Origin of the sequence: Pelagibacterium flavum (genome assembly GCF_025854335.1) — a bacterium.
Classification (GTDB): Bacteria; Pseudomonadota; Alphaproteobacteria; order Rhizobiales; family Devosiaceae; genus Pelagibacterium; species Pelagibacterium flavum.
In genome coordinates, this window is the sequence record NZ_CP107716.1 from 1,002,132 (window position 1) to 1,017,023 (window position 14,892).

The window sequence follows — 14,892 nt, forward strand, 5'->3', positions numbered from 1 at the left end:
CGCGTTAAGCTGCTATCAGCACCAAACGAGCTCAACTCCATGGCACCTTTCAAAACCTTTCTTAATCTACCAAACCAACTTCAGGCGCAGGATCACCGTCGCATCGCGGTTTTAGGCGTCGAGCATTGTAGCGCCTATCCTGATCAGAGCAGCAGCGGGCATGCGCTGGCCGCTGATGCCATCCGAGCTGCCAGCCAAGAAGATGCGGCCCTGGTGGAGCATTGGGATTTCGATCTTGGCGGCCCCTTGTTCGATGACGGCCCCATTGCCTGTGCAGACTGGGGAAATGTTGAAACGGTGATAGGTGACAGCATCGGAAACCGCGCCCGGATCGAGCAAAAGACCCGAGAGGTTCTCGCCCAATCTGCCGTCCCGATTCTGATTGGAGGCAATGATTCAGTGCCAATCCCGTTTCTCGCGGCTTTTGCAGACCGGGGGCCGATCTGGATCCTCCAGATCGACGCCCACATCGATTGGCGTGATGAACTGCAGGGCGAACGGTACGGCTTTTCCAGCCCGATGCGGCGAGCAAGCGAAATGCCTCATGTTGCCGGCATAGTGCAGGTTGGCATGAGGAGTGTGGGCAGTGCCACGAAGGCAGAGCTCGACGCGGCAATTTCATATGGCAGCAAGATCGTCACCGCCCGCGAAATCCATAGCCAAGGCGTCGAGGCCGCACTGCGCCATCTTCCAGACGGGGCTCGGATCGTTATAACTTTAGATTGTGATGGACTCGATCCTTCCATCATGCCCGGTGTAGCCGCACGAACGCCCGGCGGACTCAGCTACACCCAAACAATTGATCTGATTGCCGGAGCCACGGCACGAGGACGCATCGTCGGCATGGACCTGGTTGAGTTACTGCCGCCAGCCGATCTCGATGGGCTGTCGGCTCTCACCGCTTCGCGTATCCTCGTCAACATGATCGGTGCCATCGTCCGGCAGTGCTAGCCAACTGGCATCTACGGGGTGGTTGGCGGAGAGGCAGGTTGCCGTGACCAGCTTGCGAAAGCTGCCACGCAGCCGGCGCGCACCCTCTACAAGGCGCAAACTGGCGCTCAAGCTGGAGCCTGCCCCTGTGCCGGTGGAAGAAGATCCGGCGCGGGGCTTCTGAGTTTGCCAGGCTGAAGATCATGACAGCCTGGGCTGCTCCGAAGCGAGCGCAACATGCAGCTCGTGCCGGCCTGGAGGAAGTCCGAGGCTGTAGCCGAAATCCAGCTTGAAGTCAGTGGCCTTCAGGCCATGCGCCGCGGCATGGGCGTAGAGGCGCGCATACTGATCCGGGATGGCCTCGAGCGGGCCGTCATGGATGATGCGGAGGTACCGTCCCGGAGGGATGGAAAAACTGACCATTCCGGCAGGAACTTCGGTTGTCTTGGCTGCCAGGTATCCAACAAGCTCGCGATAGACGCCGTCTGTTGATTTCCGCTGAGAAGTGACCCGGTTCAGGGAGATTTTTCCACTGAGAAGTGACCCATGTTTGAACGCTATCCTGCTCGTTTTGGGCGGGAGATTTAGGAGTGTTGGACATGGCGTTTTTGAGCGTTATCCGGCGCTGGCATTTCCGGGACGGTTTATCGATCCGGGAGATTGCGCGGCGCACGGGCCTGTCCCGGAATACCATTCGCAAATACCTTCGGACCGATACGGTTGAGCCGAAGTTCCAGGTTCCAGATCGGCCAAGCAAGATCGATGCTTTTGCCGAGAAGCTGTCAGGCTGGCTGAAGGCCGAGAGCCGCAAGCCGCGCAAGCAGCGGCGCACCATCAAGCAGATCCATGCTGATCTGGTGAGCCTCGGTTTCGAAGGCTCTTATGGTCGTGTGGCGGCCTTTGCCCGTCGATGGAAAGAGGAACGCCAGCGCGAGCAGAATGTGAGCGGCAGGGGCGTTTTCGTTCCTCTTGTTTTTGAGCCTGGCGAAGCTTTCCAGTTTGACTGGAGCGAGGATTGGGCACTGATCGGGGGCGAGCGGATCAAGCTCCAGGTCGCCCATACCAAGCTCTGCTACAGCCGGGCCTTTATTGTGCGGGCCTATCTGCTCCAGACCCACGAGATGCTGTTTGATGCCCACAACCATGCCTTCCGAGTTCTGGGCGGCGTCCCGCGCCGGGGCATTTATGACAACATGAGGACGGCCGTGGACAAGGTTGGCCGTGGCAAGGCACGTCAGGTCAATGCCCGGTTCTCGGCCATGGCCAGCCACTTCCTGTTCGAGCCCGAGTTCTGCAATCCCGCTGCCGGTTGGGAAAAGGGTATGGTGGAAAAGAACGTGCTCGATATGCGGCACCGGCTTTTCCAGCCCTTGCCACGTGCAAACTCGCTCGATGAGTTGAACGTCTGGCTCGAGCAGCGCTGTGTGGCTCTATGGGAAGAGATTGCTCATGGCGCGGAACCGGGTTCGGTTGCCAATTCCTGGTGCATCGAGACGCCGTATCTGATGACCGTGCCGCGGGCCTTTGACGGGTTCATCGAACATACCAAACGGGTCTCGCCCACCTGCCTGGTTCACCTCGAGCGCGTTCGCTATAGCGTTCCGGCCTCGTTCGCCAACAGACCGGTCAGCGTCAGGGTCTATCCGGACCGCATTGTCGTTGTCGCTGAAGGCCAGGCGATCTGCGAGCACAAGAGGATTATCGAGCGGCATCATGGGCAGGGTCACACCGTTTATGACTGGCGCCATTATCTGGCGGTGATCCAGCGCAAGCCCGGTGCCCTGCGCAATGGTGCACCCTTTGCCGACATGCCCGATGGATTCCGGCAACTTCAGCGCCACCTTCTGGGCAAACCCGGTGGCGATCGTGAGATGGTCGAGATCCTGGCTCTGGTTCTCCATCACGACGAACAGGCGGTGCTGGCCGCGGTCGAGATGGCGCTGGAGGCCGGGGTGCCCACCAAGACCCATATCCTCAACCTGTTGCACAGGCTGATCGATGGCAAGCCGGGAACGGTGCCGCCAGTCAGGGCACCGCAGGCCCTTGTGCTGGGCAAGGAACCGCAGGCCAATGTCGAGCGCTACGATACCCTGCGCGCGGACAAGGAGGTGCGCCATGCGTCATGATCCGGCAAGCGCGGCCCTGATCATCATGCTCAAGAGCCTCAAGATGGCAGGCATGGCCCAGGCAATCAGCGAACTCACCGAACAGGGATCTCCGGCCTTTGAATCGGCCGTTCCGATCCTCTCACAATTGCTCAAGGCCGAGATGGCTGAAAGAGAGACGCGATCCATTGCCTATCAGCTCAAGGTGGCGCGCTTTCCAACCTACAAGGACTTGGCTGGCTTTGATTTTGCCAGTAGCGAGATCAATGAGGCCCTGGTGCGCCAGCTTCATGCCGGCGCCTTTATCGACAAGGCCGACAACGTGGTGTTGGTGGGCGGGCCGGGAACCGGCAAGACCCACATCGCCACGGCACTGGGCATTCAGGCCATCGAGCATCACCGCAAGCGGGTTCGCTTCTTTTCGACCGTCGAACTGGTCAATGCGCTGGAGCAGGAAAAGGCCCAGGGCAAGGCCGGGCAGATCGCCAACCGGCTCATCCATTCCGATCTGGTGATCCTTGATGAGCTCGGATATTTGCCCTTCAGCGCTTCAGGAGGAGCATTGCTCTTCCATCTGCTGAGCAAGCTCTATGAGCGCACCAGCGTCATCATCACCACCAATCTCAGCTTTGCCGAATGGGCCAGCGTATTCGGCGACGCCAAGATGACGACCGCGCTGCTCGACCGGCTGACCCATCACTGCCATATCCTCGAGACCGGAAACGACAGCTTCCGGTTCAAAAACAGCTCGGCCCAAACCGTCAAAACCAAAAAGGAGAAAACACCCGGCTTGACCACCTGACCAATCCCAAATCATATCCATGAGGCGGGTCAATTCTCGGTGAAAATACCGGGTCACTTCTCAGCAGAAATCAACACAGCCCGTATTGCCCCGAGGTGAGGGTAAATTCAGCTCGAATCGCAGCCCCGAAAAGAGCGATAAAGAGCGTCTGGCCCGCAAGTGACGAGAACATCGAAATGTAGCCGCCGGCGATCCAGCGGACTTGGTTGCGCGTCAGGTCACGCAAGGGGGGCGAGGGAGCTGTCAGGGACATGGGAAGCTAGGCGTAACCGGAAGGTGAGCGGTCGGAAAGGAATCGGGCGACCATAACGGCCGAACGCCTGGGCGCGCAATGGCAACGTCCAGACTTTGCCGACAGACTTACAAACCCGGCAAATAACGGCCGATAGCAATTGCCCTTCGATCCGGTAAGGTGCGCTTATGAGCAAACTGTTTGAAGAACTCGACTATCGACCCACGCCCATTGGACCGATCAGCTTGCGAAGGCGCCGCGAGCTGGTGACCAACACCGATATCGTGGAGATCAAGCTCGGCGAAGAACACCTGATGTCCAGTCTGTTCACTGCCTCCGAGATCGCCCTGGGGACATTGGGGGTTGCCGCAAGCAAGGGTGCCAGCCTCGATGTGGTCGTCGGCGGCCTTGGACTTGGATATACTGCACAGGCGGTGCTGGACGATCCCCGCATCAATGAGCTTCTGGTGGTGGAATTTCTCGTCCCGGTCATTGAGTGGCACGAGGAAGGACTGCTGCCGCTTGGGGCGCAGCTGAGCGCGGACAGGCGCTGCCGGTTCGTGGAGGGAGATTTCTTTGCGTTGGCCGGTCCAGGGAAAGGATTTGATCTGCAGAGGCTGGGTCGCCGGTTCGACGCGATACTCGTCGACATCGATCACTCTCCCGATGCACTTCTGGACAGCCGCAGCACCAGCTTCTATCGCCCCGAGGGCCTTGCTGGTTTGGCGCGCCACCTAAAACCCGGTGGCATCTTTGGCCTCTGGTCCAATGACCGGCCGGATGCGCGGTTTACCGACAGGCTTTCGGAAGTGTTCTCGACTGCCTGGGCCGAACCCGTGACGTTCGACAACCCGCTGCAGGGCAACAGGGTAACGCAGACCATTTATCTGGCCCAAGCCTCGACTTGAGGATGTGCGAGGTCTGTCGAGCCGCAACCCATCAGCGAAACAGCATGACCGGGATCAAGACCGAACGGATCATCTCGGTGGTCGTCGAGCCGATAATGAAGTTGCGGATACGCGAGTGGCCATAGGCACCCATCACGAGCAAGCCAATATCATGGGCCTTGACGTATTCCGAAATTACCTTCTCGGCTTCACCCGGGATCAGAGACGTCTCGGTCTGGAAACCGGCTTCCGTCAATTTTCGACTGGCACTTTCGAGCCGTGAGCGTGCCTGCTCGGTATCGGCTCCAGCCATGACCAGATGGCACGGCGTTCCCGGAAAAAGTTTACCGTGTGCGATGTGTTCGACGGCTTTGTCGGCGCTTGAACCACCATCGTAAGCGATCATGAAGGCATTGACCGGATTGAAGGCGCGGGACGCCACCATGACCGGCTTCTTGCTGACCCGAGCGACCCGCTCGAGGTTCGACCCCAGGTGCATCTTGGCGAAGTCTGCCGCCTCGCCGCGCTTGCCAAGAACGATGAGGTCGGCTTCGGCCTCGAGTTCCTTGAGGACTTCAACAACGTCCCCCCTTTGCAGCCGGGCTCTGGCCTCGATAACGCCCGCCGACAGGAGGTGTTGTACTCCCGCGTCGACGATCAGCTTGCCACGTTCCTGGGCCAGGCGCGCCTTTTGCGCATCGTGCTCGGCAAGTTCGTGCAGCAGATGGCTGCGAACGCCAAGTTCGAGGCTCCCGCTCCAGTCCATCGGCGTATCGCTCTGGCGTCGCCCAATGACGTGGACCACATCGACGCTAGCCCCCGTTTTCAGCGCGGCCCAGGCCGTGTGGTCGAGGACGCTCTTTGTGTAATCGGAGCCATCCAGCAGCGTTATGATCTTGGTCATGTGTTCCTCCCTTAGTGCCCCATCAGCTTTTCAAGAGCGCCCGGCTTGTCGTGGATTGCAAGTCTGTCGACGATGGTTTCACTGGCTTCGTTCATCCCCAGGATCTCAACTTCGGCCCCCTCCCTGCGGAATTTGAGGATAATCATATCAAGCGCCTGCACGCTCGAAATGTCCCAGATGTGGGAGCGGCCGACATCGATAGTGACTTTTTCAAGCACTTCCTTGAAGTCAAACGCGCCTGCGAACTCTTCCGCCGAGGCAAAAAAGATCTGGCCCTCGACCACATACGTTCTGTGACGTCCATCCTCTGTCACCGTAGAAGTCACACGGAAGATCTGCGAGATCTTCCAGGCAAAGAAGACACCTGAGAGCATTACGCCCACAAGCACGCCGATGGCGAGGTTGTGGGTGTAAACCACGGTCACGACCGTTGCGAGCATCACAATGGACGAACTCTTGGGATGCGTGGTGAGGTTCTTGATCGAGCTCCAGGAGAAAGTCCCGATCGAGACCATGATCATGACCGCGACGAGGGCAGCCATGGGAATCTGGGTCACGAGATCATCGAGCACCAGCACCATGAACAACAGATAGACGCCCGCCAGAAAGCATGAGAGTCGGCCGCGACCTCCGGACTTCACATTGATCATCGACTGCCCAATCATTGCACAACCGGCCATGCCGCCAACAAATCCGGTGGCCGTGTTGGCAATGCCCTGACCAACACACTCCTGGTTCTTATCCGATTTGGTATCGGTAAGGTCGTCCACGATCTGGGCTGTCATCAGCGATTCCAGAAGCCCCACAACGGCAATCGCGGCCGAGTAGGGGAGAATGATCATCAGGGTTTCAAAGGTGAGCGGGATCTGGGGGATAAGGAAAACCGGCAGGGTATCGGGCAATGCCCCCATATCGCCGACCGTCCGCAAATCCATGCCCAAAGCCATGGCCAGCGCCGTCAATACCACGATGCAGACCAGTGGCGATGGAATGGCTTTGGTCACGTAAGGAAAGAGGTAAATGATGGCCAGCCCACCAGCGACCATGACGTAGGTCAGCCAGCTCACATTGGTCAATTCGGGCAATTGCGCCATGAAAATCAGAATGGCCAATGCGTTTACAAAGCCGGTCATCACAGAGCGGGAGACGAACCGCATGACAGCGCCCAGTTTTAGGAGTCCGGCGCCGATCTGAAGTAACCCTGCCAGGACGGTAGCAGCCAATAGATATTCAAGGCCGTGGTCGCGAACCAGCGTGACCATCAAGACGGCAGTGGCCGCGGTGGCCGCTGAAATCATGCCCGGACGTCCGCCGACGAAGGCGATAAGCACGGCGATGGAGAATGACGCATAGAGGCCGACCTTGGGGTCGACACCGGCGATAATGGAGAAAGCGATTGCTTCAGGAATGAGGGCCAGCGCTACGACGATGCCAGCAATGGCATCGCCGCGGATATTGCCGAACCACTCGCGCTTGTACGCGGTGATGAAGTTCATATGAGGATAGTTTCCAACAGGCAGGCGACGGCGCCATTATGGCGCATTCAGGGGTCTGGGTGCTGGTTGCCGGGGGATAGGCGCCCGGAGAAGCCACTCAACGTTTCCGCCGAGTCCAATTTACGCCACATTCTTTGACGGCAAACGGCTCTCAATGCAAGTCATAGCAGCCATGAGCACAGCGAATAATTGCCAAAAAGTACATTCTAGTGCGTTAATGGCCCACCTTTCCGCGTTTCTTGATGCCCTGTCCGGCGCCGGTTGATAGTCGATCGCCCCGAAATCCAGCCGACGTCGTCATAGAACTGTCTTGTGGACCTTCTACTCGAAAGGGGGAAAGGATCACCCATGGCAAACGTCAATCTGCGCGGCGTGCGCAAGAAATTCGGCACGGTTTCCGTCGTCGATGGGGTCTCGATCGACGTGGAGGATGGTGAGTTTATCGCATTGCTTGGGCCATCGGGGTGCGGGAAAACGACCTTGTTGCGCCTGATCGCCGGGCTGGAGCGCTCTGATGCCGGAGAGATCTCCATTGGTGGCAACATCGTTTCTTCAGCCAGCGACCACGTCGATCCCGAAGACCGCAATCTGGGCATGATGTTTCAATCCTATGCTCTGTGGCCAACAATGAGCGTTGCCGGCAATGTTGGTTTTGCGCTCAAGGCCGCCGGTCTCACACGTGAGGACCGGGACAGGCGTGTAAACGCTGCTCTCGAAAAAGTGGGAATGACGGCATTTGCGATGCGTCGTCCCAGCCAGCTATCGGGCGGGCAGCGGCAACGTACCGCTCTGGCCCGGTGTCTTGCGCTTGAGCCGCGCCTCTTGCTGCTCGATGAGCCATTGGCAAATCTCGATGCCCATTTGCGCCACGAGATGCAGACCGAGTTCCGGCGCATCCACCGCGAGACAGGTTCTACTTTCATATTCGTGACCCACGATCAAAATGAAGCCATGGCGTTGGCTCAGCGTATCGCGGTGATGGACAAGGGCCGTCTCCAGCAGGTCGGCACCCCCGAAGAACTTTATACCAGGCCGCAGACGGAAATGGTTGCAAGGTTCCTCGGCGGCGGGATGGTAGTGCCTGGCACCGTGACTCAATCCCACAATGGAGCCGCCCGCGCCCGCCTTGCGGGATACGATTTTTCGGCGCGCGGCGACGCCGCACCGGGCCCAGCACAAATCTGCCTGCGCCCGGAAACCATCGAAATCGGCAACACCAGCCGCTCCGGTGTCAGGGCGCGCGTCGTCGATATCGTCTATCGCGGAGGCAATTATCAGCACAAGCTCGTGCCCGAAGGCGTAGGTGCGACGATGTTCGATGCCAACAGCACCACGCCATTTCCACCCGGTTCGGACGTTTCGCTTCACATCCAGGACGCCTGGATCGTTCCGGGCGCGGCGTCATGAACGTGCAGGCGATTTCGGGGTTCGGCGTTAAGGGCCCGGCCTGTTTTCTGCTTGAGCTGGAAGGGCGTCGTATCCTTCTTGACTTCGGACAGGGGCCAGACGAGGACGCGCATCTAGACCTCGGCGCGATCGGCAGGATCGACGCCGTGCTGATCGGCCATGCACACAAGGATCATGCCGGTGCATTGTCCCGGTTGTGGGAAATCGGTGATCCCCCTGTCTATGCGACAGAATGCGTCCAGATGCTGGTCGGTGGCGGCGCCAATATCCGATCCTTGCCGATGTTTGGAGAGGCAGAGGTTTTGGGTCTTCAGGTGCGCACCGGACGCAACGGTCACGCGCCTGGAGGCGTCTGGATTCGCGTTGGTGGTGAGGATGGCGTGCTTTATGGCGGCGATTTTTCGTTCGAGAGTTTGCTCTATCCGTTTGATCCGTTCCCGACAGCGGCCGTCGCCATTCTTGATGCATCGTACGGCATATGGGACGAACCCTTGATCAATGGGGTCAATCTCATCCTGGACCGAGCCAGCCAAGGACCCATACTGCTACCAGCGCCGGCCGGGGGTAGGGGGCTCGATATGGCCATTGCCTGTTATCGGGCTGGCCTGCCGGTGGCACTGTGCTCCGCGAACCGCATGGTGGCGCAAATGGTGCTTGGCCGGCCCGGGCTCATTGGGGCAGAGGGAACTGAACTGCTGGTCGCGACGCTTGCTGCCGCACGCCCACTCGAAGCCATGACAATCCCTCAAGGTGTGATGATCGCCGCCAAGCCCGATGGAGCCGCCGGAATTTCCGCCGAACTGATCGCCCGCTACGCGGACCGTTCCGAGGTGGCAATCATCTTTACCGGTTACCTGCCAAAGGGCACCCCCGCCCGGGACCTTGTCGAGAGCGGTCGCGCCGAGATCGTGCGATGGAATGTTCATCCCCGGCTCAGCGATTTCAGAGCTGCGATGGAGGCTATCGCCCCCGATAAGGTGATCCCTGCGTTCCTTCCGCAAAACGACATCGAAGCCTTTAGGGCCGCGGTTGGTGATGCGCGGCTCGTTGATGGTCAATGGAAAAATGTTGAGACGGGCGATGGCCACGAGCGTCATGCCAGTGTCATTGCGTCCGCCTAAAGCACGGGCGTCAATTCCCTACTCCAGAGGCTTTCATGACACGCTTGTTTTTCACCTTGGGCGCTGCCCTGATGCTTGGCACTGCCCCTGCGGCCGTTCTGGCGCAAGACAACTCCACCATCATGGTCTACACCTCGCAGCCGACCGAGCAAATGGAGGCGGTGGTGGCCGCTTTCAATCAGGATCATCCTGAAATCACTGTCGAATTGTTCCGCTCGGGTACCACTGAAGTCATGAGCCGCATCCAGGCAGAGGCCGCTGCCGGCGACGTTCAGGCCGACGTCGTGCTCATCGCCGACGCCGTCGCCATGACCCAGCTCAAGAATCAGGGCATGCTCTATGCCTATGAGGACGCCCCGGTCGAAAACCTGCCCTCAAGCGTCGTCGATCCCGACATGACCTTTTTCGGCACCAAGCTGATCACGACCGGCATCATCTACAACACCGAGCTGGTGGAAACCGCCCCCACATCCTGGGCCGATTTGACTGCTCCTGAGGTGGCATCCGGCCTTATCATGCCCAGCCCGCTTTACTCGGGCGCTGCCGTGATCCACGTGGGCACCATGGTTCAACAGGATCAGTTCGGTTGGGACTATTACGAGACCCTTGCAGACAACGGCGCGATTGCCGGTCAGGGCAACGGCACCGTGGTCGAAGCCGTCGCTCGCGGTGAGAAGCCCTACGGCATCATCATCGAATATATAGCGCTCAATGCCAAGGCCGACGGCTCGCCTGTCGAGTTCGTGTTCCCCGAGGAAGGCGTGACCTCGATCACCCAGCCTGTCGCCATTTTCGAAGGCACCGACAATCTCGAGGCCGCCCAGACTTTCGTCGATTGGCAGCTCTCGGAAGTTGCCCAGCAGCAGTCGGTCGAACAGGGATACTTCCCGATCTTTGCCGGCGTTCAGCCTCCTGCCGGTTATCCTGAAGTCGAGACTCTGACGATCATTGAGGCCGATCCGGCAGTGATGCTCGCAGAGGACGAAGCCAACAAGCAGAATTTTGCCGACCTCTTTGGTGGCTGATCCGAACTTGGATACGGCTGCTTCGCGAAAGCGATTTCCAGTGTCCGGCGAGCAGGTTTTGCTCGCCGGGCTCTGCATTTACGTGCTTGTCCTAACCATTCTGCCACTTGGCCGTCTGCTTGTTGAGGGGCTCCAGCCTGGCGATGAGGGGGAAGCGCTGGGGGTGTTGCTCGACACCTGGACCGGGCGCGCCGTCGGGCGTGCGCTGCCCAACACAATTGTTGCGGGGTTGGCCTCGACGCTGGTGTCGGTGGTCATCGGGGCCGTTTTGGCCTTCGTGTTGCGGCTGACCGACCTCTGGGGCAAATCGGCGCTCATCTTTCTGGCCATGCTGCCGATGCTGATCCCGCCGCAGATTTCGGCGCTGGCCTGGATCGAATTGAGTGGGCCGTCCAGCCCCATCCTGCGGGCGTTGGCTCTCGCGCCGCCGCCGGGAACAACAAATCCGCTGTACTCGCTCGGCGGTATCATTTTCGTGATGGGTATCGAACATTCACCGCTCGTATTTCTTGCCGTTGCGGCGGCACTGGGGAGCGTTTCCAACGACCTTGTGGAAGCCGCTCGGGTGAGTGGTATCAGACCGGGCCGCATTGTTGGTGCCATCATCGTACCAGCTGTCGCGCCGGCATTGACCGCGGGCGCCGCTCTCGCCTTTGTGTCTGCGATCGGCAATTTTGGCGTGCCAGCGCTCCTGGGCATTCCGGGGCGCGTCACGCTTCTGACCACTCTGATCTATCAGCGACTAAACGGCTTTGGTCCCAGCGTCCTGGGGCAGGTGGCCGCCATAGCGTTCATTCTGATCGGACTTGCCATTGTCGGACTGGCCGTCCGGGCATTTCTGGTCCGGCAGGTTCCCACTCTTGACCGCACCGGCGAGCCGATCCGGCCCTTTGCGCTTGGGCGTTGGCGCTTGCCGGCCACCCTTGTGGTGTGGCTGGTTATGCTCGTGCTTTCCATCCTGCCCTTAATAGCACTGGTCGCGGGGGCGCTGGTACCCGCGATTGGCGTCAGGCTGAGCCTTGAAACGCTATCCTTGGAGAATTTTCAGTTTGTCTTGTTTGGGAGCGATGCCATCCGCCGGGCTTTTGCCAACTCGATGGCTCTGGCCGGGCTATCGGCGCTGATCTGCGCCGCGGCAGCCGTGCCTCTGAGCTATTTCGCCATTGTGCGCAATCATCCTCTTGCCAAGGCGCTCGATATGGCTGCAGAAGCGCCCTATGCCGTGCCTGGCACCGTGGTCGCACTCGGGATCATCATCGTTTTTCTTCCACCGATCCCGCTGCTGGGCTTTTCGATCTATGGGTCCTTTTTGATCCTGCTCGTCGCCTATCTCGCACGGTTTTTGTTGCTGGCCCTGCGGCCGGTGAGTGCCGCGTTTGCCACGATGGACCCGGCGCTTGATGAGGCTGCACGGGTCTCGGGGATTCGGTCGTTGCGTCGGCTGGCCTTTATTGCCGCGCCCATTGCGCTGCCCTCCGCCATCGCGGGCGCAATGCTGATCTTCATGGCTGCGTTCAACGAGTTGACCCTATCGGCTTTGCTTTGGTCGACGGGCGTCGAAACGCTCGGTGTCGTGGTGTTCTTTCTGCAATACGAAGGTAATTCGCCCGCTGCCGCGGCGTTGGCGAGCGTCGTTGTCGCTGTTACTCTTTTGCTGGCTGCGATTGTCGATCTGGCCGGACGCCGCCTTGCTCCCGGGGCGGTGCCATGGGATGTCCGCTGAAGCGCTCGCAGGAAAAAGCCGACCGATCTCGTTTGGCTGGTTTGCCTTTCAGGATGCTTATTGTGCCGCTGACGGGTGACCAGTCCGGCCCAATATTTCGAGAGCTCTATGTCCCTCAACCCGACTACGTCCTAGCACTTCGGCAATCCCGGCGACCTGCGCCACGGAAATGGAATTGCTGGCAATAGGCCGGCCATGGGGATCAACGATGCTGTTCTCAAACCCGACGCGGGCATGAAGGCCGAGCCCTAGCGCTGTCGCAAGTGCCGCACGCTCTCCCTTACCGAACGCGCATACCATCCCGATTAGGTCGGCATCGCCGGCTTCATGCAGTCGGGCCGCGAAGGCCATGAGTTCGGCCGGATTGCTGGTGTGCTCATCTGCGTAGCGTCCAAGAACCATCAATATAGCTGTTGGGCCGTCAGGCAACGCGCCGGACGTCCGCAGGGCGAGCAAGCGCTCCAGGTCGCCGAGATCGTACAGAATGTGCTGGACGCCGATTTGCTCGAGGCGGCACCAGGCATAGAAATCGCAAGCTTCCGAATACGGTTCCGGATCGGGCAGCATTTCCCTGATGGCTATCGATACGGCATCGGGATGCACCGCATTTACGAGGGAACGTTGTTGGGCGGGCGTATAGCGGCCAACGGCTTCCGTCGTAATCTGCACAGCCAGGTCGGGACCGGCTTCGCGGCCTATTGCGGCGATGAGGTCCTTATAGCCCTCGGGGTCCAGCACGTGCCGGCCGTGTTCGTCGCGGATATGGGCGTGGATGGCACCGGCGCCCGTCGCAAAACACTCGGCAGCGCAACGCGCCGTCTCGGCAATCGATACGGGCAGGGCCGGGTGGTCCTTTTTGGTGCGGCGAGCGCCGTTGGGCGCAACCATGATGAGAACAGGCTCGGCCATCGGTCAGATCAGGCTGTTTTCGATCGCTGCGGCGAGCCGGTCGACGATCAGATCGATTTCCGTGTTCTCGACTATAAACGGTGGTGCAAGAAGGATGTGATCGCCACTCTCGCCGTCTATCGTGCCGCTCATCGGATAACACATCAGCCCCAACGCCATCGCGTTTGCCTTGATCCGGGCCGCCAGCCTGGTCCCGGGTGGAAACGGTGTCTTTGTCTCGCGGTCTGCAACCAGTTCGAGCCCGATGAACAGGCCGCGCCCGCGAATATCGCCAATGTGGGCATGATCGGAGAACTGCTTTGCAAGCCGGTCCGTGAGGTATCGTCCCTTTTCGCGCACTCCCGCCAGCATGTGAGGATGTGAAATCTTTTCTAGAACGGCGAGTCCGGCGGCAGTCGCCATAGCGTGGCCGTTATAGGTATGCCCGTGCTGGAAAAAGCCGGAGCCGGCGGCGACGGCATCATAGATGCGGCCCGACACCATAAGGGCACCGATCGGTTGATAGCCGGCGCCGAGGCCTTTTGCGATAGCGATCATATCGGGGGCAATGCCGTCCTGCTCGCATGCAAACAATGTTCCCGTGCGCCCCATGCCGCACATGACCTCGTCGGCAACAAGCAGAATGTCATATTTGTCGCAAACTGCCTTGATCTTCTGGAAATAGCCCTCGACGGGCGGCACGGCACCCATGGTGGCGCCGACCACTGGCTCGGCAAGGAACGCCGCCACGGTATCGGGGCCGAGTTCGACGATCTTGTCCTCGAGTTCGGCGGCAAGTCGATCGGCATAGGCAGTGTCGGATTCGTTGGGCAGCTTGTCGCGATAGGCGCGGCAGGGCGAGACGTGATGCATCGCCTCGACCATAAAGGGCGCGAACTGGGAGCGACGCCAGCGGTTGCCGCCCGCCGACAAGGCGCCGATCGTGTTGCCGTGGTAGGACTGCCAGCGGGCGATGATGTTGCGCCGCTCGGGTTGATCGATCTCCAGAAAATATTGCCGGGCGAGCTTGATCGCTGCTTCCATCGCCTCCGAGCCCCCGGACACGAAATAAGTGCGCTCGATGCCATCGGGGGCCAGACTCACAAGTTTTTCAGCCAGTGCTTCTGCGGGTTCGCAGGTGAAAAAGCCGCTGTGAGCAAAAGCGAGCGTATCGAGTTGGTCTTGGATGGCGGCGCGGATGTCTAGATCGGAATGGCCGAGACAGGAGACCGCCGCTCCGCCAGAGGCATCGAGATAGCGCTTGCCCTCGGCGTCGATCAGATAGGGGCCGTCCCCGGCAACCGCAACCGGCATGTCGGCCTTGGTGTGGCGGGGGAAAACGAATCGGGATTTCATGGCGATCTCTGAGTTC

The 14,892-nt window shown here is 59.8% G+C and carries 13 protein-coding genes and 1 other annotated feature; of the genes, 8 read left to right on the forward strand and 5 right to left on the reverse strand.

The features are described from left to right. Positions 1 to 39: 39 nt before the first annotated feature. Positions 40 to 951 carry an agmatinase gene (locus OF122_RS05020; RefSeq protein WP_264226718.1) on the forward strand — a complete coding sequence of 304 codons (912 nt, stop codon included), beginning with the start codon at positions 40 to 42 and terminating at the stop codon, positions 949 to 951. 180 nt (positions 952 to 1,131) lie between these two features. On the opposite strand, the gene OF122_RS05025 is transcribed toward OF122_RS05020, so the two are convergent. Further along, positions 1,132 to 1,353, reverse strand: a complete 222-nt coding sequence (locus tag OF122_RS05025) for a GyrI-like domain-containing protein (protein ID WP_264226719.1) — start codon at positions 1,351 to 1,353, stop codon at positions 1,132 to 1,134. A 176-nt stretch (positions 1,354 to 1,529) separates the two neighbouring features. On the opposite strand from OF122_RS05025, the gene istA reads away from it, so the two are divergent. The 3 genes from istA to OF122_RS05040 all read left to right on the forward strand — a co-directional run bounded on the left by istA (position 1,530) and on the right by OF122_RS05040 (position 4,977). Next, positions 1,530 to 3,056: an IS21 family transposase gene (istA, locus tag OF122_RS05030; RefSeq protein WP_264224548.1), complete on the forward strand. Its 1,527-nt coding sequence runs from the start codon at positions 1,530 to 1,532 to the stop codon at positions 3,054 to 3,056. Beyond that, positions 3,046 to 3,837, forward strand: a complete 792-nt coding sequence (gene istB / locus OF122_RS05035; protein WP_264224549.1) for an IS21-like element helper ATPase IstB — start codon at positions 3,046 to 3,048, stop codon at positions 3,835 to 3,837. The genes istA and istB overlap by 11 nt, the downstream gene beginning before the upstream one ends. Positions 3,838 to 4,257: 420 nt before the next feature. Further along, entirely contained in the window at positions 4,258 to 4,977 is a 720-nt protein-coding gene (locus OF122_RS05040; RefSeq protein ID WP_264226720.1) for a polyamine aminopropyltransferase, read from the forward strand. Between the two features lie 31 nt (positions 4,978 to 5,008). Here the strand turns inward: OF122_RS05040 and OF122_RS05045 are convergent, their stop codons facing one another. Both OF122_RS05045 and OF122_RS05050 read right to left on the reverse strand, forming a co-directional pair. Continuing rightward, a complete protein-coding gene (locus tag OF122_RS05045) occupies positions 5,009 to 5,860 on the reverse strand; it encodes a universal stress protein (protein ID WP_264226721.1) in 852 nt (283 codons plus the stop codon). 11 nt (positions 5,861 to 5,871) lie between these two features. Continuing rightward, positions 5,872 to 7,356: a SulP family inorganic anion transporter gene (locus tag OF122_RS05050; RefSeq protein ID WP_264226722.1), complete on the reverse strand. Its 1,485-nt coding sequence runs from the start codon at positions 7,354 to 7,356 to the stop codon at positions 5,872 to 5,874. Between the two features lie 63 nt (positions 7,357 to 7,419). Further along, positions 7,420 to 7,476, reverse strand: a sequence feature (sul1 is cis-regulatory element that is thought to sense ions involved in sulfur or methionine metabolism; They are found in Alphaproteobacteria). Between the two features lie 228 nt (positions 7,477 to 7,704). Here OF122_RS05050 and OF122_RS05055 point away from each other — a divergent pair. From OF122_RS05055 to OF122_RS05070, 4 genes are read left to right on the forward strand one after another with little or no spacing between them, the layout of a single operon-like run. Further along, entirely contained in the window at positions 7,705 to 8,763 is a 1,059-nt protein-coding gene (locus tag OF122_RS05055; RefSeq protein ID WP_264226723.1) for an ABC transporter ATP-binding protein, read from the forward strand. Next, the gene (locus tag OF122_RS05060; RefSeq protein ID WP_264226724.1) at positions 8,760 to 9,884 is read left to right on the forward strand and encodes an MBL fold metallo-hydrolase; all 1,125 of its coding nucleotides are present in this window, start codon (positions 8,760 to 8,762) and stop codon (positions 9,882 to 9,884) included. Before OF122_RS05055 ends, OF122_RS05060 begins: the two co-directional genes overlap by 4 nt. Before the next feature lie 35 nt (positions 9,885 to 9,919). Then, complete coding sequence (locus OF122_RS05065; protein WP_264226725.1) at positions 9,920 to 10,909, forward strand: ABC transporter substrate-binding protein; 990 nt, start codon at positions 9,920 to 9,922, stop codon at positions 10,907 to 10,909. A 40-nt stretch (positions 10,910 to 10,949) separates the two neighbouring features. After that, complete coding sequence (locus tag OF122_RS05070) at positions 10,950 to 12,632, forward strand: ABC transporter permease (RefSeq protein WP_264226726.1); 1,683 nt, start codon at positions 10,950 to 10,952, stop codon at positions 12,630 to 12,632. Between the two features lie 57 nt (positions 12,633 to 12,689). Here OF122_RS05070 and OF122_RS05075 read toward each other — a convergent pair whose 3' ends face one another. Together OF122_RS05075 and OF122_RS05080 are read right to left on the reverse strand one after the other, a co-directional pair. Beyond that, a complete protein-coding gene (locus tag OF122_RS05075) occupies positions 12,690 to 13,541 on the reverse strand; it encodes a BKACE family enzyme (protein ID WP_264226727.1) in 852 nt (283 codons plus the stop codon). 3 nt (positions 13,542 to 13,544) lie between these two features. After that, on the reverse strand, positions 13,545 to 14,876 hold the full coding sequence (locus OF122_RS05080; protein WP_264226728.1) for an aspartate aminotransferase family protein: 1,332 nt from the start codon (positions 14,874 to 14,876) through the stop codon (positions 13,545 to 13,547). Between the last annotated feature and the right edge of the window lie 16 nt (positions 14,877 to 14,892).